Here is a 20,199-nt window from a genome sequence, read left to right as displayed (position 1 = left end):
CTCATCCCCCGAGCCAGGTGAGGCCGTCCTCCGAGACGTCGCCCGCGCCGACGAGCTCGAGGAAGCGCTGGTGCAGCGACCCGGTCGCGGTGAGGGCGGCGACCGTGTCCTCGGCGAGCACCCGACCGCCGGCGACGACCGCCACCCGGTCGCAGAGGCCCTCGACGAGCTCCATGACGTGGCTCGACAGGACGACCGTGCCGCCCGTCGCGACGTAGCGCCGCAGGATGGTCCGGATGGCCTGGCCCGACACGGGGTCGACGGCCTCGAACGGCTCGTCGAGCACGAGCAGCCGCGGGGCGTGGATGAGCGCCGCCGCGAGGCTGATCTTCTTGACCATCCCCGCGCTGTAGTCGGCGACGACCGTGTCGGCGTCGGCGGCGAGGTCGAGCACGGTGAGGAGCTCCTCGGCCCGCGGGCGGCTCACGTCCCGGGGCATCCGGCGCAGGTCGGCGACGTAGTGCAGGAGCTCGCGCCCGCCGAGCTGCTCGAACAGGCGCAGCCCGTCGGGGGCGACCCCCATGACCGCCTTGGCCGCCGGCGGGTCCGCCCACACGTCGTGACCGAGGACGCGCGCGGTACCGGCGGTCGGGCGCAGCAGGCCGGTCGCCATCGACAGCGTCGTCGTCTTGCCGGCGCCGTTGGGGCCGACGAGTCCGTAGAGGCAGCCTCGGGGCACCGCGAGCGAGAGCCCGTGGACCACCCGCCGCCCCCGGAACTCCTTGACGAGGCCGACCAGCTCGAGCGCCGGCGCCTCCCCCGGTGCGTCAGTCACACACCGCCCCCGTGCTGGCGCTCTGCACCAGCCGGCGGTACTTGGCGAGGACCCCGCGGGTGTACTTCGGCTCGGGGTGCGTGACGCCCTCGGACCGGCGGCGCTCCATCTCCGCGTCGTCGACGAGGAGGTCGAGGGTGGCGTTCGCGACGTCGAGCCGGATGCGGTCGCCGTCGCGGACGAACGCGACCGGGCCCTCGTCGACGGCCTCGGGCGCGACGTGGCCGACGCACAGGCCGGTCGTGCCGCCGCTGAAGCGGCCGTCGGTGAGGAGGAGGACGTCCTTGCCGAGGCCCGCGCCCTTGATGGCCCCGGTGACGGCGAGCATCTCGCGCATCCCCGGGCCGCCCTTGGGGCCCTCGTAGCGGATGACGACGACGTCGCCGGCGGTGAGGGCGCCCTGCTCGACGGCGTCCATCGCGGCGCGCTCGCCGTCGAAGACGCGGGCGGTGCCCTCGAAGACGTCGGAGTCGAAGCCGGCCGACTTGACGACCGCACCCTCGGGGGCGAGCGAGCCCTTGAGGATGGTCAGGCCGCCGGTGCGGTGGATCGGCTCGTTCATCGCGCGCACGACGTGGCCGTCGGGGTCCGGCGGACGGATGTCGGCGAGGTTCTCGGCGACGGTGCGACCGGTGACGGTGAGGCAGTCCCCGTGCAGCAGACCGGCATCCAGCAGCGCGCGCATGACGACGGGCACGCCGCCGACGCGGTCGATGTCGGTCATGACGAAGCGGCCGAAGGGCTTGACGTCGGCGAGGTGCGGGACCCGGGCGCCGATCCGCTGGAAGTCGTCGATGGTGAGGTCGACCTCCGCCTCGTGGGCGATGGCCAGGAGGTGGAGCACCGCGTTGGTCGAGCCGCCGAAGGCCATGACGACGGCGATCGCGTTCTCGAACGCCTCCTTGGTCATGATGTCGCGCGCGGTGATGCCACGGCGGAGCAGCTCGACGACCGCCTCGCCGGACTTGCGGGCGAACCCGTCGCGGCGGCGGTCGGTGGCCGGCGGGGCGGCCGAGCCGGGCAGCGACATCCCCATCGCCTCGGCGACGGACGCCATCGTGTTGGCGGTGTACATGCCGCCGCAGGCGCCCTCCCCCGGGCAGATGGCCCGCTCGATGGCGTCGACGTCCTCGCGGCTCATCTTCCCGGCGAGGCACGCGCCGACCGCCTCGAAGGCGTCGATGATCGTCACGGTCTTCTCGGTGCCGTCCGACAGCTTGGCGATGCCCGGGAGGATCGAGCCCGCGTAGAGGAAGACCGAGGCGAGGTCCAGGCGCGCGGCGGCCATGAGCATGCCGGGCAGGGACTTGTCGCAGCCGGCGAGCAGGACCGAACCGTCGAGGCGCTCGGCGCTCATGACGGTCTCGACCGAGTCGGCGATGATCTCGCGGCTGACGAGCGAGAAGTGCATCCCCTCGTGGCCCATCGAGATGCCGTCGGAGACGGAGATGGTGCCGAACTCCAGCGGGTAGCCACCGCCGGCGTGCACGCCGTCCTTGACCGCCTTGGCCAGCCGGTCGAGCGAGAGGTTGCACGGGGTGATCTCGTTCCACGAGCTCGCGACGCCGACCTGGGGCTTCGCGAAGTCGTCGTCGCCCATGCCGACGGCGCGCAACATCCCTCGGGCGGCGGTCTTCTCGAGACCGTCCGTGACGTCGCGGCTGCGGGGCTTGATGTCGGGCGTCGTCGTCATGCCGGTCATCCTAGGTTCGCCGCCGGGGTCGCGCCCGGGTGTCCCGCCGATCGACCCCGGCCACCCGGGCGACGGGTCTCGTCGAAAGTTTGTCGAAGGAAGTGCATCCACCGGCGGGGTGGCGACGGAAGAGGAGGTGTCAGGACCACCACCCTCTCCGGAAGGACCCCGTCATGCGACGCACCCTCGCCGCCACCGCCGCCCTCTCCCTCGCGCTCGTCGTCAGCGCCTGCGGGTCGGACTCCGACACCGACGCCGGGGCGAGCACCCCCGCCACCTCCTCGGCCGCTCCGACCTCGGCCTCGCCGAGCGCCTCGGAGTCGGCCGCCGCCTCGGCCGACATCGTCGACACCGCCGTCGCGGCCGGCAACTTCACCACGCTCGCCACCGCTCTCGAGGCCGCCGGCCTCGTCGAGACCCTCAAGGGCGAGGGCCCGTACACGGTCTTCGCGCCGACCGACGAGGCGTTCACGGCCCTGCCCGCCGGCACCCTCGACGACCTGCTCGCCGACCCGCAGGGCGCGCTGACCGACGTCCTCACCTACCACGTGGTGCCGGGCAAGGTCATGGCCGCCGACGTCGCGACGATGGACGGCCAGGAGGTCGAGACGGTCAACGGCGACACGCTGACCGTCGGCGTCGACGGCGACACCGTCACCCTCACCGACACCTCCGGCGGCGAGGTCACGGTGACGCAGACCGACATCGAGGCCACGAACGGCGTCATCCACGTCATCGACGGCGTGCTCGTCCCGAAGGGCTGAGCGACCGACCGACGCTGACGGGCCCCGGGTGCACCAGCACCCGGGGCCCGTCCGTGGTCGCAGTCCTGACGCGCCACGGATCCTGCACGATGACCGCGCAACTCCCCGGCCATCCGGCAAGATCCCCGTCGCCGGAGGGGTGCCGCCGACCATCCGTGCGGGTGACGCGAAGTTCCGCGCCATCACGGTGACGGCCCAGAACTTCAGCCATGGCAGGGATGCATCCGCGCCACCAAAGAATTACCGTGCCACTACTGGGACGACGCAGACGTTCCCGCCGCACCGGGAAACGTCTGCCTGCCGGTCGGGGTGTTCCGGCGTCGGAGGTGCCCGTCCGTGTGCGCCGGACTCTCGTCAGAGGGCGAGGGTGCCGCGCGCGATGCTGTCGCCGGAGTGCTCCGGCTTGTCGTCGTACCCCTCGCGGGAGATGTCGACGATGACGTAGCCCTGGTCGATGAGCGACTGGTCGATGGCGAAGCGCTGGTTGCCCTCGCCGGGCCGCAGCACGCCGACCGAGACCATCCGCTTGAGGTCCTTGTTGATGAGCCACACCTCGAGGTAGCCCGTGCCCGGGTCGAGCGCCGGGGTGTCGACGTCGAGGTCGAGGTGGCCGTCGACGCGGACGGCGCTGGCCGCCCCGAGGACCTGCTGCGTGTCGAGGGTGTCGAGCTTCGTCTCGCCGAGCACGACCGCGGACGGTGTCGGCTGCGGCTCCGGACCGTCCAGGGCGCGCACCCCGACCCCCCCGACGACGACCCCGGCAGCAGCGGCGGCGACGAGCCACCCGCCGGCGAAACGGCGCCGGCGAGACCGGGCGGGCACCACGGAGGCCGCGGGCGCCGGGTCGGGCAGCGGAGCGACGGAGCCGCGCGACGGGGCGGGCGGCGTCGCGTCGTCGGCGACCGCGCCGTCGACGACGGTGAGGACGGGACGCCCCTCCTCGTCACGGTCGATCTCGGCGGCGACCCTGTCCCAGAGACCGGCCGGGGCGGCGACGAGGTCGACCGGGTCGCGCAGCAGCTCGGAGACGGCGCGCAGGGCGGCGAGCTCGTGGGCGCAGCGGGGGCAGGTCTCGACGTGGGCGGACACCTCGGCCGGGACCGGGTGACCGGTCGCGAGCAGCACGAGGTCGTCGTCCGGGTGGACGGCGTGCTCAGGCGTGGTCATCGGTCACCTCCTCCAGGTGGCGTCGCAGGGTCGTGAGTCCTCGGCGGATGTGGCTCTTGACGGTGCCGAGCGGGAGGCCGAGCCGCTGCGCGACCTCCTCGTGGGTGAGTTCGTCGACGAGGGCCAGACGGATGGCGCTCGCGCGGGGTTCGCCGAGCCGGTCGAGCGCGTCGGCCAGCAGGAGCCGGGCCGCGAGCCGCTCCTCGGGGGGCGGCGCGTGCGTGTCGGGCAGCGCCTCGCGGGCGGCGGCCTCCGCGTCCCGCGCCTGGCGGGCTCGCTGGGCGTGCAGGTCCGCGACCTTGTGGCGGGTGATGCCGACGAGCCATCCGGGCACCGAGCCGCGCGCCGGGTCGAGGGTGTGCCGGCCGCGCCACGCCGCGACGAAGACCTGCTGGGTCACGTCCTCGGCGTCGTGGTGGTTGCCGAGCGAGCGCACCGCCAGCGTGTGGACCAGGCCCGACCACCGGTCCCAGGCCTCCTCGAGCGCCTCGCGCGACCCGGCGACGAGACGGGCGGCGACGTCGTCGACCTGCGCCCCGGTCTCGGCGTCCACGCTCACCCCACCCACCCTAGGGCGTGGCGCCCGGCGCGGCACCGACGGCGGCGCCGCGCCGACGGTGGGGTCCTATCCCCCCACCACCGACGCGACGCCCGTCGCGAGCGACACCTCAGAGGTCGAGGGGCCGCAGGACGAAGACGATCCCGTGGGCGATCTGCTTGTTGCCCTTGTTGATGTCGAACCGGCGGGGGTTGACGAACGGGTTGACGTCGTTGCGGTCCTGGTCCTTGAGCTCGACGAGCGGGATCCACTTGTTGCGCACCTTGACGGTGATCGTCCCGCCCTGCGCGGTCGTCAGCGCGGCCCCGTCGGCCTTGACGGCGTCCCGCTTGGCGATCGTGGCGCCCGGGACGACGTGGTAGAGCAGCACCTGCTCGATCGCGTCGACACCGACGGCGGCGACGAGGGCGTCGAACGTCTTCTTCTCGGTCGAGGGCCACCGCTTGGTGAGGTCGTACGCGAGGACCTGGAACGAGCGGTCGTCGGGCAGGAACGCGGTGACCGGCGTCCTGCCGTCCGCCAGCACCTTGACGGGGCTGTCCGGCTTCGCGGCGAGGACCGCGAGGACCGCCTCGGTGACGATGTCGTAGTCGTACCAGTTGCGGTCGAACGTGTTGCCGTCGCTCGTGAGCACGGCCGCGAGGCTGCGGGTGCCGGTGGGAGCGGACGAGCCGGACGACGCGCTCGCCGGCGCGGCGGCGAGGGTGGTGGCACCGAGGGCGACGGCCACGGCGGCGGTGACGAGGCGACGGGTTCGCATGGAGGACCTCCTGGTCGAGGGTGGGCCGCCCCGGTGGCGACCCACCCCCTCTTCCGCCGCTCTCCCGGGCCCGGATGCACCGGGCGGGAGGAAATTTCCGCCTCAGGCCCGGGCGTGTCCTCAGGCGCTCGGCGCCCCCGCCGCGACGGGCTCCTGGTCGCGGCCGGCGTCCGGCTCGTCGTCGTGGCGCTGCAGCCTGCGGGGCCACCAGAACCGGTCGCCGAGCAGCACCGCGGCGGCCGGGACGAGCAGGGTCCGCACGATCAGTGTGTCGAGGAGGACACCGACGCAGATGATGACGCCGAGCTGCGCGAGGACGACGAGCGGCAGCACGCCGAGGACGGCGAAGACCGCGGCGAGCAGGATGCCGGCGCTCGTGATGACGCCACCGGTGGCCGCGAGGGCGCGGAGCATCCCCTCGCGCGGCCCGTGCCGGCGGGCCTCCTCGGACGCCCGGGTCACGAGGAAGATGTTGTAGTCGACGCCGAGCGCGACGAGGAAGACGAACGCCAGCAGCGGGACGCCCTCGTCGAGCCGCTCGAACCCGAGCACCTGGGTGAAGAGCACCCAGCTGATGCCGAGGCTCGCGAGGTAGGTGCCGACGACGGTGGCCACGAGCACGACCGGGGCGACGACGCTGCGCAGCAGCCCGCCGAGCGCGACGAGCACGAGCCCGAGGATGAGCGGCAGGATGAGCGCGCGGTCGCGGGAGGACGCGTCGGCCGTGTCGACGGCCTCGGCCTCCGTGCCCCCCACGTAGGTGCCGGGCTGGTCCGCGAGCGCCTCGCGCAGGGCACGGACGTTGTCGCGCACCTCGTCCGAGCCGGGGTCGCCGGTGAGCACGGCGTCGACCTCGGCCACGCCACCACCGCTGGCCGCGACCCGGGCGGACTCGACGCCGGGGACCTCGGCCACGCGCTGCGCGAGTGCCTCACCGTCACCGCGCGTCATGACGACGACGGGGTCGACCGAGCCGGCCGGGAACGACTCGCCGTAGCGCTGCGAGGCGGTGATGGACTCGGGGGTGTCGAGGAACTGGTCGGCGGTCGAGAGGCCGGCCTTGACCTGACTGATGCCACCCGCGGCGACGGCGAGGCCGACGACGACGACCGCGACGACCGCGACGGGTCGGCGGGCGACCGCGTCACCGACCCGGCGCCAGGCCGAGTGGCCGTCGGCGAGGCCGGTCTGGCCGACCCGCGGGACCTTGGGCCAGAAGATCCACCGGCCGAAGACGACGAGCGCGGCCGGCAGGACGACGAGCACGAAGAACGCCGCGACGACGACGCCGACGGCGCAGGCGAGGCCGAGCCCGCGGGTCGCGGGGAAGGCCGACAGCAGGAGGGTGAGGAGGCCGAGGACGACGGTCGAGGCGCTCGAGAGCACGGCCTCGGTGGTGCGCCGCAGCGCGTGGGCCATCGCCGCGCGCCGGTCCTCGGTGGTGCGCAGCTCGTCGCGGTAGCGCGAGATGAGGAGCAGCGCGTAGTCGGTGCCCGCACCGAAGACGAGCACCGAGAGGATGCCGACCGTCGACTCGTCCCAGGCGACGTCGAAGAGCGCCAGCGTGTGCGTCGCCACGACGGCGGCGAGCTGGTCGGCGACGCCGACGACGGTGAGCGGCACGAGCCAGAGGACGGGGCTGCGGTAGGTGAGGACGAGCAGCAGCGCGACGACGCTCGCCGTGGCGAGCAGCAGCCGGGTGTTGGCGCCGTCGAAGACACCGGCGAGGTCGGCCTGGATCGCGGCCGGACCGGTGACCTGCGCCGTCAGCCCGTCCGGCAGACCGGACTTCGCGGCCTCCCGGATCTGCGCGACGGTGTCGGCCGTCCGGGTGGCGTCACCTTCCTGCACCGGGACGACGACGACGGCGGCCGTCCCGTCCTCGCTGCGCTGGGCGGGGATGCCCGCCGCGCCCGGCAGGTCGCGGGCCTTGGTCTCGATGGCCTGCGTGTCGGCGTCGGTCAGCTCGCCGTCGCGCGCGAAGAGGACGACCGCGGCCGACCCCTGCTCATCGGGCAGCTGCTGGCGCAGCGCGGCCGCCTCGCGGCTCTCGGAGTCGAGCGGCAGGGCGGTGAGCGTGCCGTCGGGCTTCTCGGCCTGCCCGACGACGCCGACGACCGCGCCGGCGGCGAGGAGCGCGACGAGCGCCAGCAGGCCGGCGACCCACCGGCGGGTGACGAGGTCGGCGATGCGTCCCACGGTTGAGCCTCCGTTGCTGTTGACTGGAATTGCTAAGATCGCAGCAACAGGTGATTCACCTAATTGCTAAGTTGGTGAGTGATATTACGGACCACGACCCTCAGGACGCAACCCGCGCCGTCACCGAGCTCGTCCCGGCCTGGACGGGCTCGAGCACGCTCGACACGCTCCAGGAGCTGACCGACGTGGCCGCGCAGGTCCCCCACGAGGTGGCGCGGCGGGCGGGCCTGTCGACCTCCGAGCTGCACTCGCTGCGGCACCTCGCCATGGGCTCGATGGGCCCCGTCGACCTCGCGCGCGCCCTCGGTGTCACGTCGGCGGCCTCCTCCCAGGTCATCGACCGCCTCGTCGCCCGTGGTCACGCCGAGCGCCGCCGCCACCCGGGCGACGGACGGCGCACGGAGGTCGTCATCACCGAGTCCGGGCGCCGCGAGGCCGTGCGCCACCTGGCCCCGATGTTCGAGGGCCTCGCCCGCACCGACGCCTCGCTCACCCCCGACGAGCGCGTCGTCGTCGAGCGCTACCTGCGCGGTGCCATCGCCGCCATGCGCTCGCTCACCTGAGCCCCCGGCGCGCGGTGCCGGGCCCCGGCACCACACCTCGCTACCGTGGTCCTGTGCGCACGGAGTGGACCCTGGCCGGGACCACCCGGAGCGGTGCCGACCCCCGCGACCGTGCCGGTCTGCGACGCGACGTCGAAGGCCTGCGAACCCTCGCGGTCGGTCTCGTCCTCGCCTACCACCTCCTCGGCGGCCCGTCCGGAGGCTTCGTCGGGGTCGACGTCTTCTTCGTCGTCAGCGGCTTCGTCATCACGACGGGTCTGGTCCGCGAGGTCGAGGCCACCGGCCGGCTGTCGCTCCGCCGTTTCTACGCGCGCCGGGCCCGTCGACTCCTCCCCGCAGCGGGCATCGTCCTCGGGCTCACCGTGCTGGCGGCCTGGTTCCTCGCACCGCGCGCCGAGCGGATGGTCGTCGGCGGCGACGTGGCCGGCGCGGCGGGCTACGTCGTCAACTGGGTCTTCGCGTCGCGCTCGGTCGACTACCTCGCCGAGGACGTCGGCCCCTCGCCCGTGCTGCACTTCTGGTCGCTCTCGGTCGAGGAGCAGTACTACCTCGTCTGGCCCCTCCTGATCGTCGCGCTGCTGTGGCTCCGCGCCCGACGTGGCGCGCGACCGGACCGGTGGCACCTCGCCCTCGGCCTGGGGGCACTCGTCGTCGTTCCCAGCCTCGCCCTGTCGGTCTGGTACACCGCTCGGGCTGCCGAGGAGGCCTTCTTCGTCACCCCGACCCGCCTGTGGGAGATGGGCGTCGGGGCCCTCGTCGCGCTCGGGGCCGGGGTCTGGGCGCGCCTGCACCCCGCCGGGGCCGCCGCGCTCGGCTGGGCCGGTCTCGCCGCGCTCGTCGCGTCCGCGGTCGTCGTCGACGAGGGCACGGCGTGGCCCGGCACCGCCGCCCTCCTGCCCGTGCTGGGGACGGCCGCCGTCGTGGTCGCCGGCTTCGCGGCCGGCCGGCTGGGGCCCGAGCGCGTCCTCGGCGTGGAGCCGGCGATCCGCGTCGGCGCGCTGTCGTACTCCCTCTACCTGTGGCACTGGCCGCTGCTCGTCGTCGCCGGGTGGCTCGGGCTCGGGGACGGGCTCGACGTCGGCCTCGGCGTGCTCCTCGCGACCTCGCTGCTCGCGCTCGCCTCCTTCCACCTCGTCGAGGACCGGCTCCGGCGCGGCATCCTCGCCGGTCGCACGGGCGCCGCGCTCGCGACGGGGGCCGCCGTCACCGTCGGCGGGGTCGTCCTCGGTCTCGTGCTCGCCGCGGACGCCCGCGCCGAGGCCGCCGCTCGCGGCGAGCGGACGACGGCGCCCCTCCCTCCGGCCGTCCTCGAGGTCCCCACCGAGCTGACCGGCGCCGCGCCGGCGCCGCTGTACGACCGCCTCACCCCGTCCCCGGCCGGCGCACCGCTCGACCTGGGTCCCCTCCGGGACCGGGGCTGCGACACCGTCCTCGCGTCGGCGGAGCTGTCCGAGTGCGTGGTCGGCGACCCGGAGGGCGACCTCGAGGTCGCCGTCGCCGGGGACTCCAAGGTGCTCCAGTGGGCCGCCGTGGTCGCCGCGGTCGGTGAGCGTCGAGGCTGGCGGGTGCGGGTGCTCACCAAGAGCGCCTGCCCGCTCCTCGACCCGGCGGTCGGGCTGCCGCTCAGCCACCCGACGTGCCGGCCCTGGCGCGCCGCGGCGCTCGACCGGCTCGAGCGGTCGACCCCCGACGTGGTGGTGACGACCTCGCTGGTCAGCCAGGCGCTGGACGGCGACCGGCGCAGCACGGTCACCTACCGGGACGGGCTGGCCCGCACCTGGCAGGACCTCGTCGGCCGCGGGGCGGTGGTCGTCGCGCTCTCGGACACCCCGCACCCGCCGACGGGGATGGATCCCGCGTACGAGTGCGTCGCCGACCACGAGGACGACCCGGCGGCGTGCACCTGGCCGTTGCGCCGCACCCCCGCCTCGACAGCCCTGGAGCGCACCGCGCGGGAGGTCGACGGTGCGGTGTTCGCCGACCTCGACCCGTGGGTGTGTCCCGGGGACCTCTGCCGGGCCACGTACCGCGGCGTCCTCACGTACCGCCAGGGGTCGCACGTGACCGACACCTACGCGGCGACGCTGACCGGGCCGGTGGAGGCGCTGCTCGACGCCGCCCAGGCGCAGGCCAGGGCCGAGGTGTCCCGGTAGCGTCGACGCCATGCCCGAGAACGTCCACGGCCTCCCCGGGGCCGCCGCCCGGATCGTCGACACCGTCCTCGACCGCACGGTGGCGCCGGGCTTCACCGCGCTCGGCCTCGCCGTGCGGCGGCGGCTGCCCGGCTGGCCCGCCGACCCCGCCGTCGGGGCCCTCGCCGGCCGGCACGTCGCCGTCACCGGCGCGACGTCGGGCCTGGGCCGGCGCACGGCCCTCGACCTCGCCACGCTCGGCGCCACCGTCCACCTCGTCGTCCGCGACCCCGAGCGCGGCGAGCGCGTCGCGGCGCAGGTGGCCGCCGCCGTCGGACGACCGGACGCCGCGCGGGTCTGGCGCTGCGACGTCGCCGACCTCGACTCGGTACGGACCTTCGCGGGCCGCTTCGCCGCCGCCGACCTGCCGCTGCGTGGGCTGGTGCACAACGCCGGCGCGCTGCCCGCGGAACGCACGGAGTCCCCGCAGGGCCACGAGCTGACCCTCGCCCTGCACGTGCTCGGCCCGGTCCTCATGACCGAGCTGCTCCTGCCCGTCCTCGAGCAGGACGCCGGCCGCGTCGTCCTCGTCACCTCCGGCGGGATGTACACCCAGCCGCTGCCCGTCGACGACCCCGAGTACACGACCGGCCGCTACAGCGGGTCGGTCGCCTACGCCCGCAGCAAGCGCGGCCAGGTCGAGCTCCTGCCCGTCCTCGCCGACCGCTGGGCGTCGCGCGGCGTCACGGTCCACGCCACGCACCCGGGCTGGGCGCGCACGCCCGGTCTGGACGCCTCGCTGCCGTCCTTCTCCAAGGCGCTGCGCCCGGTCCTGCGCACCGACGCCGACGGCAGCGACACCACCGTCTGGGTCGTGGCGACCGAGCCCGCCCCGGAGCCGGGCCGGCTGTGGCACGACCGACGGCCACGGCCGACGAGCGTGCTCCCGTCGACGCGCACGACCACCGCGGACCGCGTGCGCTACTGGACCGGCGTCGCCGACGCCCTCGACCTGCGCCCCTGACCCTCAGCTCCCGCGGGGCGACCCGAAGCGCACGACGTGGTGCCAGACCTTCTTGAGGTCCTGCGGGTCCTCGCGACCCGTCTCGACGGCCCGGCCGACGACCGCAGCGTCCAGCCGGCCCTCCTCGGCCACCCGCCGGCCGACCTCGACGACCTGGGGCCCGCGGTAGTCCGGATGGCGTTCGAGCTCCGCGACCTCAAGGACGCGGCCCTCGTGCCACTCGACGGGCACACCCAGGGCCGCGGCGTGGTGCTCGACCTCGCTCCCCCGGAAGCAGGGGTCGAGGACGAGGGCCTCGACGTCCTCGGGGATCCGCACCGGCCCGTGCACCTGGGCCTCGACGTAGTCGTCGAGGACCCCGCCCTCCTCCCGCTCGAGGGCGTCGGTCAGCGGCCGTGCCGCGAACGCATCGGCCGGACCGATGAGGTCGCAGCGCTCGACCGTGCCGACGGCGGTGGGCAGGAAGACGGAGTCGGGGAAGCAGAAGGTCGTCCGCGGCAGGACGGACGTGGCCAGCCGGAGGTGGGCCGAGCCGAAGCGCGGGGCCCCACCGAGTCCCCGCCGCCGGTGGTCCAGCGCCCCGTAGCGGGGCCGCTCCGCCGCGGGCGCGTCGTCGTAGGCGCCCCCGAACATCCGCTGCTCCCACCGCCAGCGGCTGCCCCCGGGGTGGGCGGTCAGCCCGCCGTTGCTCGTCCCGGTCTCGAACTGCGAGCGGTACACGCGGTCGTGGCCCAGGTGCTCCAGCACCGTACGGCCGCCCGACGTCCGGTCCGGGTGGAAGTTGACCGTCACCCGGAGGGTGGGATCCAGCGGCCCTCCGCGGGCGAGCCGCCGGACGTGCTCCAGGGCCCGCAGCCGGCGGTCGTCAGCGCCCGTCACGGGCGACGTGGAAGCGCTCGAGCTGCGCGTCGCCGAAGGCGAGGTCGGACCACCGGCCGGCGTAGTGCAGGACGGCGAGCGCGCAGGTCGGGAAGCCCTCGGCCATCGCCCGGTGCCCCTCGGCGCTGCCCTCGCCGTCGGCGAGCAGCTCGGCGAGGGCGGGGATGCCGGGCGCGTGGCCGACGACCATGACGACGTCGGCGTCGTCGTCGGCCTCGTGCACGACGTCGAGCAGCGCCTCGGGAGAGGCGTTGTAGATGCGCCGGTCGTGGTGCACGTCGGCCTCGGGGCAGCCGGCCTCCCAGACGAGCTCGCACGTCTGCCGGGTCCGCTCGGAGGTCGAGCAGAGCACCTCGTCGATGCCGATGCCGTGCTCGTGCAGCCAGCGACCGGCGGCGCTCGCGTCGCGCCGGCCGCGGCCGGTCAGCTCGCGCTCGTGGTCGCCGCCCGGGTTGGTCTCCTCCGTCTTGGCGTGCCGGAGCAGGACGAGGACGCGGTCTCGGGCGGCGCTGGTCATGCTCCGATCATGCACCCGCGGGGCACGCGGGTCATCCCCACGCGCCTCCGCGTGAGGAGGGCGACAGGACCTCGCAGGTCAGGCCTGGCCGAGGCGCTCGAGGATGATGGCGCGGGCCGCGCCGGCGTCGGCCTGGCCCTTCATCTCGCGCATGACCTGGCCGATGAGCGCACCGACCGCCTGCACCTTGCCGTCGCGGATCTTCGCGGCGACGTCGGGGTTGGCGGCGATGACGGCGTCGACGGCCGACTCGAGGGCCCCGGTGTCCTGCACCAGCTCCAGGCCGCGGGCGTCGGCGACGGCGGTGGGCGTGCCCTCGCCGTCGAGGACGCCCTCCCAGGCCTGGCGGGCCATCGAGTCGTTGAGGCGGCCGCTCGTGACGAGGCCCTCCAGCTCGACGACGTGCGCCGGGGTGACGCCGAGACGCGCGGCGTACGACGGCACGTCCTCGCCCTCGGTGTTGGCGCGGCGGGCGATCTCACCGGACCACCACTTGCGGGCCGCCGCGGGCGAGGCGCCGGCGGCGACGGTCTCCTCCACGAGCTCGACGAGCCCGGCGTTGACGACGTCGCGCATCTCCAGGTCGCTGTAGCCCCAGTCGGCCTGGAGCCGCTTGCGGCGGGCGGCCGGCGGCTCGGGCAGCGTGGCCCGCAGCGCCTCGACGGTCTCGCGAGACGGTGCGACCGGCACGAGGTCCGGCTCGGGGAAGTAGCGGTAGTCCTCGGCGTCGGACTTCACGCGGCCCGAGGTCGTGATGCCGGTGTCCTCGTGCCAGTGGCGGGTCTCCTGGGTGATGGAGCCGCCGTCGGTGAGCACCGCTGCGTGCCGGCCGATCTCGTAGCGGACGGCCCGCTCGACCGAGCGCAGCGAGTTGACGTTCTTGGTCTCGGTGCGCGTGCCGAAGGTGTCGCCGTCGCGCGGCATGAGCGAGAGGTTGACGTCGCAGCGCATCGAGCCCTGCTCCATCTTCACGTCGGAGACGTCCATCGCCTTGAGCAGGTCACGCAGCGTCGCGACGTAGGCCTTCGCGACCTCGGGGGCCTTCTCGCGCGTCGCGACGATCGGCTTCGTGACGATCTCGATGAGCGGGATGCCGGCCCGGTTGTAGTCGACGAGCGAGTGGGTGGCGCCGTGGATGCGACCCGTCGCGCCGCCGACGTGCAGCGACTTGCCGGTGTCCTCCTCCATGTGCGCGCGCTCGATCTCGACGCGGAAGGTCGAGCCGTCCTCGAGCTCGACGTCGAGGTAGCCGTCGAAGGCGATCGGCTCGTCGTACTGCGAGGTCTGGAAGTTCTTCGGCATGTCCGGGTAGAAGTAGTTCTTCCGGGCGAACCGGCACCATTCCGCGATGGAACAGTTGAGCGCCAACCCGATCCGGATGGCCGACTCGACCGCGACCGCATTGACGACCGGCAGGGCGCCGGGCAGCCCGAGGCAGACCGGGCAGACCTGCGTGTTCGGCTCGGCGCCGAACTCGGTCGGGCAGCCGCAGAACATCTTCGTGTTCGTCCCGAGCTCGACGTGCACCTCGAGCCCCATGACGGGGTCGAACGAGGCCAGCGCCTCGTCGAACGAGAGCGTGCGCTCACCGGTCGTCGTGCTCATCGGGACACCTCCGTCAGGTCGGGCGCGCGGTCCAGCAGGGGGCCTCCCCAGGCCGCGGCGAGGCGCGCCTCGAGGGCCGCGCCCACCGAGTACAGGCGCTCGTCGGCCATCGCCGGGGCGAGCACCTGGAAGCCGGCCGGGAGGCCGTCCTCGTCGGCGAGGCCGCTCGGCAGCGACAGGCCGGGGATGCCGGCGAGGTTGGCCGGGATCGTCGCGATGTCGTTGAGGTACATGGCCATCGGGTCGTCGAGCTTGTCGCCGAGCTTGAACGCGGTGGTCGGCGCGGTCGGCGTCACGAGGACGTCGGCCGTCTCGAAGGCGGCCGCGAAGTCGTTCGCGATGAGCCGGCGCACCTTCTGCGCCGAGCCGTAGTACGCGTCGTAGTAGCCGCTCGAGAGCGCGTAGGTGCCGAGGATGATGCGGCGCTTGACCTCGTCGCCGAAGCCGACGTCGCGCGTCGCGGCCATGACCTGCTCGGCGCTCGGCGCGTCGACGCCGTCCGGCGTGACCCGCAGGCCGTAGCGCATCGCGTCGAACTTGGCGAGGTTGCTGCTCGCCTCGCTCGGGAGGATGAGGTAGTACGCCGCGAGCGCGTAGGTGAACGACGGGCAGGAGACCTCGACGACCTCGGCCCCGGCGTCGACGAGGTGCTGGACGGCCTCGTCGAAGCGGGCCTGGACGCCGGGCTGGAAGCCCTCGCCGGTCAGCTCGCGGACGATGCCGATGCGCATGCCGCTGACGTCGGCGCGGCGCGCGGCCTCGACGACGGCGGGCACCGGGGCGTCGACGGACGTCGAGTCCATCGGGTCGTGCCCGGCGATGACCTCGTGCAGGAGAGCCGAGTCCAGCACGGTGCGGCTGCACGGGCCGGCCTGGTCGAGGGAGGACGCGAGCGCGACGAGGCCGTAGCGCGAGACCCCGCCGTAGGTCGGCTTGGTGCCGACCGTGCCGGTCACCGCGGCCGGCTGGCGGATCGAGCCGCCGGTGTCGGTGCCGATGGCCAGCGGCGCCTGGAACGAGGCCACGACCGACGACGAGCCACCACCGGAGCCGCCGGGGATGCGGTCGAGGTCCCACGGGTTGTGGCTCGGCCCGAAGGCGCTGTGCTCGGTCGAGGAGCCCATCGCGAACTCGTCCATGTTCGTCTTGCCGAGGATCGGCATCCCGGCCTCGCGCAGGCGACGCACGACGGTCGCGTCGTACGGCGGCACCCAGCCCTCGAGGATGCGGCTGCCGCAGGTCGTCGGCAGCCCGCGGGTGGCCATGACGTCCTTGACGGCGATCGGCACGCCGGCGAGGGCGTGCAGCTCCTCCCCCGCGGCGCGACGGCGGTCGACGTCGTCGGCGGCGGCGAGCGCGCCGTCCTCGTCGACGTGCAGGTAGGAGCGCACCGCGCCGTCGACGGCGGCGGTGCGGTCGAGCAGCGCGCGGGTCACCTCGCGGGAGGAGACGGAACCGGCACCGAGGAGGTCGGCGAGCTCGGCGGCGGTGGCGCGGGTCAGGTCGGTGGTCACGCGGTCGGTCACTCCTCGTCCAGGATGCGGGGCACGCTGAAGCGCTGCTGCTCGCTCTCGGGGGCGCCGGCGAGCGCCTCCTGCGGCGTCAGCGACGGCCGGACGACGTCCGGGCGGGTCACGTTGACGAGCGGCAGCGGGTGGCTCATCGGCTCGACGTCGGCGATCGGGGCCTGCTGCACCGTCGCGACGGACTCGAGGATGACGCCCAGCTCCCCGACCATGCGGTCGAGCTCGGCGTCCGAGAGGTCGATCCGGGCGAGCCCGGCGAGGTGCGCGACGTCGTCGCGGGTCAGGTCGGCCATGGCGGTCAGTCTATGGGGGCACGCGGGCACGGCCGCGCGGTGCCCGGCCGCCTCACGACCGGGAGAGCCCGAGCGCCCCCAGCCGGACCAGGCCCGCGAGCCCGGAGCCGACCGCGACGGTCAGGAGCACCGACTGGACGAGCCAGAACCCCCAGCGCAGGACGAGACCGGGCCGACCCCCACGGGTCTCCGCCCGACCCGCGCTCCACCAGTGGTTGGCGGTGAGCGGCCCCCACGAGCCGTCGTCGCGGCGCAGCCACGGCACCCACGGGTCCCGCGCCCGCACGGCCCGACCGGTCTCGCGCAGGACCGGCACCACGATCAACCACCACGCGCCGACGAGGACCGCCGCGACGAGCAGCAGCATCCCGGCCACGAACACCGCGATCACGATCCCGACCGCCGTCATGCCGTGCGACCTGTCGCGTCGAGGACGGCGAACAGCTCGCGGGTCGCTTCGTCGCGGACGAGCTCCGGGCGCCGGCGCACCCACTCCCGCAGGACCGCGAGCACCGCCACCCAGTCCGCCTCGGTCGAGCGGTAGGACGCCGCGACCTCCCCGTCGGCACCACGGACGACGAGCGCCGCCGGGCGGCGACCGGTGACGGAGAAGTCGCGACCGTGCTGCAGCTCGACGGCGGTGGCGTCCTCGACGGACACCGTGCTGCGGCGCCAGAGGAACCACGTGGTCGAGCGACTGGTCGTGAGGGTGGACCGGAACGACACGAGCACCGCCAGGGCACCTGCGCAGAGCGGCAGCAGCGCGAGGACGACGAGCCACCCGACGACGACGAGGGGCGACCACCCGTCCACCCCGAAGGGCTCGCCGACGTTGCCCGCCCGGACCGCGTCGACGATGCCGATGACGACGCCGACGGTGAGCCCGCCGAGCAGCGGGACACCGAGGAGCACGAGGCCCCACGGGACGTGCGCCCGGACGGTCCGGGCGAGCGGCAACGGGTCCGTCCCGGGACGGAAGCCCCGCCAGCCCCGGTCCACCCGCTCCACGTCCGTGCCGCTCCCCCCGGTCATGGGGCCAGAGCCTAGACCGCACGGCGCGACGGCCCGTGCCGCTGCGAGAATCGGCCGGTGCTCACCGACACCGCGTCGCTCCAGACGGTCCTCGACGTCGTCGGGGTCTTCGTCTTCGCCCTGTCGGGCGCCATCGTCGCGGTCCGCCGGGGGCTGGACCTCTTCGGCATCCTCGTGCTCGGCTGGGTCGCCGGCCTCGGCGGCGGGATCATCCGCGACCTCTTCCTCGGCATCACCCCGCCCGTCGCGGTGAGCGACTGGCGCCTGCTCGCCGCCGCCGTCACGGCGGGCCTAGGGGTCTTCCTCCTCCACGGCACGTGGGAGCAGTCCTCCTCGACCCGCCCGCAGGCTCGTCGCCGCCGCGTCTCGTCGGTCGTGCGCCTGCTCGACGCGGCCGGGCTCGCGGTCTTCGCGGTGAGCGGCGCGCTCGTCGCCCTCGACCGGTCCGCCGGGCCGCTGGCCGCGACGCTCATCGGGGGCATCACGGCGGTCGGCGGCGGGATGCTCCGCGACGTCCTCGCCCGCCAGGTCCCCGAGGTGCTCCAGCGCGAGCTCTACGCCGTGCCGGCCCTCGTCGGGGCGGCGCTCGTCGTCCTCCTGCACGACCTCGGCGCCCTGACGCCCCTCACGGCCTGGCTGTGCGTGGGGCTCGTCTTCGCCATCCGGGTCGTGGCGGTCGCCCTCGACCTCAACGCCCCCCGGGCGCTGCGCAGCACCCCGGTGGAGTGAGCCGTCGCGGTCAGGGCAGCAGGGCCTGACGCGAGTACTCGCCCTCGACCAGCCCAGGGTGCTGTCGGGCCCACTCCCGCAGCACCACGAGTGCCGCGGGCCACTCCCTCATCGACTCCTCGACCTGCGCGGCGACCCGCCCCTCGGCGTCGAGCACCTGCACACGGGCGCCGCGGTTCGCGCGGCCGACCGGCGCCGCCGGGAGGGCGCGCAGCTCGCGCACCTCGCTGACGGCGAGCGAGACGTTCCCCGGGCGCCGCTCCACCCGGCCGTTGGCCAGGTCGAGCACGGTCCGGTAGCGGACCACCGACCACGCCGCGGGCGGGATGACGACGACGAACAGGCCCAGGAGGACGTACGAGACGACCGCGGCAAGGAGCGGGGTCCCGTCGCCCACACCCACCCCCGAGACGAGGAAGCCGACGAGCATGAACGCGCACAGCCCCCACCACAGCACCATGAGGGGCAGCCCCACGTACCGCACCCAGGTCGGCGCCCGCACGACCACGCGGGTGGGGAGTTCTCCCCGTTGAGGATCCGTCATGGGCCTCAGTATGGTCGGATGACAGGACGACGCATCCGGGGATGTGCGTCGCGACGGACGAGAGGGGACGGCAGTGACCTACGACGTGAGCCCGGGCGAGATCCGCGCCCACGCCGGCGACGTCGCCCGGGTGGCCCAGACCCTGGGCCAGATGCGACAGGCGAGCTCGATCAGCGGGGACAGCTACGGCCTCCTGCTGCAGTGGATCCCCGGCGTCGTCAACTCGGCGATGGGTGACGTCGAGGGAGCGCTCGACGGCGTGGCGACGAACGCGGACCAGGCGGTCAACGGCCTGCGCGCGATGGCCGACCAGTACGAGACCGACGACCTGAACGCCTCCTGGCAGCTGAGGAGCTCCTACCCGTGAGCGAGACGCCCACCATCGGCCCCACGAACCCCTACGCCGTCGCGGACCAGGGCAGCACCAACGCCGGCGACGCCTTCTTCGGCTACGACGAGGGATCCGGCATCACCTCGGGCGCGGGGATCATCGACAGCGGCTACGGCACCATCTCGGCGCTGTGCGACGGGAACTGGATCGACGCCGCCCTCAGCGGGGTCGCACTCGTCATCGACACCGCGGCCACCGTCGCCGACCCCCTCGGCTCCGCCATCGCCGCCGGCATCGGCTGGGTCATCGACCACCTCAACCCCGTCAAGAAGTGGTTCGAGGAGGTCGCCGGCAACCCCGGTGGCGCGGTCGCGCAGGCGCAGACCTGGGGGCTCATCGCGAACGATCTCGGCCCGGCCGGCAGCGACTGGGGCACGAGCGCCGCCGTGCTGCAGGGCGGGAACGAGGGGCCGGCCGTCTCGGCGTACCTCGGGTGGCAGCAGACGCACACCGAGGCCATCGCGGCGCTGCAGCAGACCGCGAGCGGCATGGAGAAGGCGATCAGCGCGATGGCGGCCGTCGTCGGGTTCGTGCACGGCTTCCTCCGCGACGTCCTCGCTCAGCTCGTCGGCGCGGCCATCAGCTGGGTCACCGAGGCCGTGCTCTCGCTCGGCACCCTCATCCCGTGGATCTGCGGCCAGATCAGCACGCGCATCGCGGCCGTCACGGCCCGCTGCTCGTCCTTCGTCACCGGGCTGGTCCGGACGGGCAGCTCGCTCGACGGGCTCCTGTCCTCGCTGTCGTCCTGGGGGCGTCAGCTGCTCCAGCTGCTCGACAAGGTCAAGACCAACCCCGCGCTGCACCGCCCGACGCCCCGGCACGCGGGGCCGCCGTCGGCGACACCCCCGTCCGTGCCTCCGTGGAGCTGGACCCCGCCCGACGGGTGGAGCCCCGGCGGACGGCACAGCGCCCCGCAGCCCTCGTTCCCGGCGCACATGCAGGACGCCGTCGCGGCCGCGGGTCGGGACAGCGGCTACTCGGCGGCCACGAATGGCACGGACGCGGGCAAGCAGGGGCACGCCGGGGTGACCGACCCCGACGAGTGAG

At 74.4% G+C, this 20,199-nt stretch carries 21 protein-coding genes; 7 read left to right on the top strand and 14 right to left on the bottom strand.

Annotated features, from left to right (window positions below; all coding sequences use genetic code 11):
• Position 1: 1 nt before the first annotated feature.
• Both KMZ30_RS01630 and ilvD read right to left on the bottom strand, forming a co-directional pair.
• Positions 2-775 (bottom strand): ABC transporter ATP-binding protein, encoded by a 774-nt coding sequence (locus KMZ30_RS01630; RefSeq protein ID WP_215511105.1) that lies wholly within the window; start codon positions 773-775, stop codon positions 2-4.
• Complete coding sequence (ilvD, locus tag KMZ30_RS01625) at positions 768-2,468, bottom strand: dihydroxy-acid dehydratase (protein ID WP_226901533.1); 1,701 nt, start codon at positions 2,466-2,468, stop codon at positions 768-770. Before ilvD ends, KMZ30_RS01630 begins: the two co-directional genes overlap by 8 nt.
• Before the next feature lie 173 nt (positions 2,469-2,641).
• Between ilvD and KMZ30_RS01620 the strand changes: the two genes are divergently transcribed.
• Complete coding sequence (locus KMZ30_RS01620) at positions 2,642-3,232, top strand: fasciclin domain-containing protein (RefSeq protein WP_215511103.1); 591 nt, start codon at positions 2,642-2,644, stop codon at positions 3,230-3,232.
• Positions 3,233-3,586: 354 nt separating this feature from the next.
• Here the strand turns inward: KMZ30_RS01620 and KMZ30_RS01615 are convergent, their stop codons facing one another.
• From KMZ30_RS01615 to KMZ30_RS01600, 4 genes are all read right to left on the bottom strand, one after another.
• Entirely contained in the window at positions 3,587-4,399 is an 813-nt protein-coding gene (locus KMZ30_RS01615) for an anti-sigma factor (protein WP_215511102.1), read from the bottom strand.
• Positions 4,386-4,958, bottom strand: a complete 573-nt coding sequence (locus KMZ30_RS01610) for an RNA polymerase sigma factor (RefSeq protein ID WP_215511101.1) — start codon at positions 4,956-4,958, stop codon at positions 4,386-4,388. The genes KMZ30_RS01615 and KMZ30_RS01610 overlap by 14 nt, the downstream gene beginning before the upstream one ends.
• A 109-nt stretch (positions 4,959-5,067) precedes the next feature.
• A complete protein-coding gene (locus KMZ30_RS01605; protein WP_215511100.1) occupies positions 5,068-5,718 on the bottom strand; it encodes a fasciclin domain-containing protein in 651 nt (216 codons plus the stop codon).
• A 120-nt stretch (positions 5,719-5,838) separates the two neighbouring features.
• Entirely contained in the window at positions 5,839-7,917 is a 2,079-nt protein-coding gene (locus tag KMZ30_RS01600) for an MMPL family transporter (protein ID WP_215511099.1), read from the bottom strand.
• Positions 7,918-7,991: 74 nt separating this feature from the next.
• On the opposite strand from KMZ30_RS01600, the gene KMZ30_RS01595 reads away from it, so the two are divergent.
• Genes KMZ30_RS01595 through KMZ30_RS01585 form a run of 3 tightly spaced genes read left to right on the top strand, consistent with a single transcriptional unit; the run spans position 7,992 to position 11,636 of the window.
• Complete coding sequence (locus tag KMZ30_RS01595; RefSeq protein WP_308279523.1) at positions 7,992-8,480, top strand: MarR family winged helix-turn-helix transcriptional regulator; 489 nt, start codon at positions 7,992-7,994, stop codon at positions 8,478-8,480.
• 53 nt (positions 8,481-8,533) lie between these two features.
• Positions 8,534-10,633, top strand: coding sequence for an acyltransferase family protein (locus KMZ30_RS01590; protein WP_215511098.1), 2,100 nt, complete (start codon positions 8,534-8,536; stop codon positions 10,631-10,633).
• A 10-nt stretch (positions 10,634-10,643) separates the two neighbouring features.
• Positions 10,644-11,636: an SDR family NAD(P)-dependent oxidoreductase gene (locus KMZ30_RS01585; RefSeq protein ID WP_215511097.1), complete on the top strand. Its 993-nt coding sequence runs from the start codon at positions 10,644-10,646 to the stop codon at positions 11,634-11,636.
• A gap of 3 nt (positions 11,637-11,639) precedes the next feature.
• On the opposite strand, the gene KMZ30_RS01580 is transcribed toward KMZ30_RS01585, so the two are convergent.
• The 7 genes from KMZ30_RS01580 to KMZ30_RS01550 all read right to left on the bottom strand — a co-directional run bounded on the left by KMZ30_RS01580 (position 11,640) and on the right by KMZ30_RS01550 (position 17,488).
• The gene (locus KMZ30_RS01580) at positions 11,640-12,515 is read right to left on the bottom strand and encodes a DUF3626 domain-containing protein (RefSeq protein WP_215511096.1); all 876 of its coding nucleotides are present in this window, start codon (positions 12,513-12,515) and stop codon (positions 11,640-11,642) included.
• Positions 12,502-13,032 (bottom strand): SixA phosphatase family protein, encoded by a 531-nt coding sequence (locus KMZ30_RS01575; RefSeq protein ID WP_215511095.1) that lies wholly within the window; start codon positions 13,030-13,032, stop codon positions 12,502-12,504. Before KMZ30_RS01575 ends, KMZ30_RS01580 begins: the two co-directional genes overlap by 14 nt.
• Before the next feature lie 78 nt (positions 13,033-13,110).
• A complete protein-coding gene (gene gatB, locus KMZ30_RS01570) occupies positions 13,111-14,637 on the bottom strand; it encodes an Asp-tRNA(Asn)/Glu-tRNA(Gln) amidotransferase subunit GatB (protein WP_215511094.1) in 1,527 nt (508 codons plus the stop codon).
• A complete protein-coding gene (gatA, locus tag KMZ30_RS01565; protein ID WP_215511093.1) occupies positions 14,634-16,151 on the bottom strand; it encodes an Asp-tRNA(Asn)/Glu-tRNA(Gln) amidotransferase subunit GatA in 1,518 nt (505 codons plus the stop codon). Before gatA ends, gatB begins: the two co-directional genes overlap by 4 nt.
• 8 nt (positions 16,152-16,159) lie before the next feature.
• The gene (gatC, locus tag KMZ30_RS01560; protein WP_030527871.1) at positions 16,160-16,456 is read right to left on the bottom strand and encodes an Asp-tRNA(Asn)/Glu-tRNA(Gln) amidotransferase subunit GatC; all 297 of its coding nucleotides are present in this window, start codon (positions 16,454-16,456) and stop codon (positions 16,160-16,162) included.
• Between the two features lie 52 nt (positions 16,457-16,508).
• Entirely contained in the window at positions 16,509-16,865 is a 357-nt protein-coding gene (locus KMZ30_RS01555) for a hypothetical protein (RefSeq protein ID WP_215511092.1), read from the bottom strand.
• On the bottom strand, positions 16,862-17,488 hold the full coding sequence (locus KMZ30_RS01550; protein ID WP_215511091.1) for a hypothetical protein: 627 nt from the start codon (positions 17,486-17,488) through the stop codon (positions 16,862-16,864). Before KMZ30_RS01550 ends, KMZ30_RS01555 begins: the two co-directional genes overlap by 4 nt.
• A 57-nt stretch (positions 17,489-17,545) precedes the next feature.
• Between KMZ30_RS01550 and KMZ30_RS01545 the strand changes: the two genes are divergently transcribed.
• Positions 17,546-18,217: a trimeric intracellular cation channel family protein gene (locus KMZ30_RS01545; RefSeq protein ID WP_215511090.1), complete on the top strand. Its 672-nt coding sequence runs from the start codon at positions 17,546-17,548 to the stop codon at positions 18,215-18,217.
• 10 nt (positions 18,218-18,227) lie between these two features.
• Here KMZ30_RS01545 and KMZ30_RS01540 read toward each other — a convergent pair whose 3' ends face one another.
• Complete coding sequence (locus tag KMZ30_RS01540; RefSeq protein ID WP_215511089.1) at positions 18,228-18,761, bottom strand: hypothetical protein; 534 nt, start codon at positions 18,759-18,761, stop codon at positions 18,228-18,230.
• Positions 18,762-18,834: 73 nt separating this feature from the next.
• On the opposite strand from KMZ30_RS01540, the gene KMZ30_RS01535 reads away from it, so the two are divergent.
• A complete protein-coding gene (locus KMZ30_RS01535; RefSeq protein ID WP_215511088.1) occupies positions 18,835-19,128 on the top strand; it encodes a type VII secretion target in 294 nt (97 codons plus the stop codon).
• Positions 19,125-20,198, top strand: a complete 1,074-nt coding sequence (locus KMZ30_RS01530) for a hypothetical protein (protein ID WP_215511087.1) — start codon at positions 19,125-19,127, stop codon at positions 20,196-20,198. Before KMZ30_RS01535 ends, KMZ30_RS01530 begins: the two co-directional genes overlap by 4 nt.
• Position 20,199 lies beyond the last annotated feature (1 nt).

Origin of the sequence: Phycicoccus mangrovi, from assembly GCF_018729305.1 — a bacterium.
Lineage (GTDB): Bacteria > Actinomycetota > Actinomycetes > Actinomycetales > Dermatophilaceae > Phycicoccus > Phycicoccus jejuensis.
Note: the sequence above shows the minus strand (reverse complement) of the source record. Positions and strands in the feature narration are given on the sequence as shown.

Coding starts and splice junctions, on each gene's coding strand:
- KMZ30_RS01615 (WP_215511102.1), bottom strand. CDS start 4,399: ATGACCACGCCTGAGCACGCCGTCCACCCGGACGACGACCTCGTGCTG.
- KMZ30_RS01605 (WP_215511100.1), bottom strand. CDS start 5,718: ATGCGAACCCGTCGCCTCGTCACCGCCGCCGTGGCCGTCGCCCTCGGT.
- ilvD (WP_226901533.1), bottom strand. CDS start 2,468: ATGACGACGACGCCCGACATCAAGCCCCGCAGCCGCGACGTCACGGAC.
- gatB (WP_215511094.1), bottom strand. CDS start 14,637: ATGAGCACGACGACCGGTGAGCGCACGCTCTCGTTCGACGAGGCGCTG.
- KMZ30_RS01620 (WP_215511103.1), top strand. CDS start 2,642: ATGCGACGCACCCTCGCCGCCACCGCCGCCCTCTCCCTCGCGCTCGTC.
- KMZ30_RS01540 (WP_215511089.1), bottom strand. CDS start 18,761: ATGACGGATCCTCAACGGGGAGAACTCCCCACCCGCGTGGTCGTGCGG.
- KMZ30_RS01550 (WP_215511091.1), bottom strand. CDS start 17,488: ATGACCGGGGGGAGCGGCACGGACGTGGAGCGGGTGGACCGGGGCTGG.
- KMZ30_RS01585 (WP_215511097.1), top strand. CDS start 10,644: ATGCCCGAGAACGTCCACGGCCTCCCCGGGGCCGCCGCCCGGATCGTC.
- gatC (WP_030527871.1), bottom strand. CDS start 16,456: ATGGCCGACCTGACCCGCGACGACGTCGCGCACCTCGCCGGGCTCGCC.
- KMZ30_RS01555 (WP_215511092.1), bottom strand. CDS start 16,865: ATGACGGCGGTCGGGATCGTGATCGCGGTGTTCGTGGCCGGGATGCTG.
- KMZ30_RS01575 (WP_215511095.1), bottom strand. CDS start 13,032: ATGACCAGCGCCGCCCGAGACCGCGTCCTCGTCCTGCTCCGGCACGCC.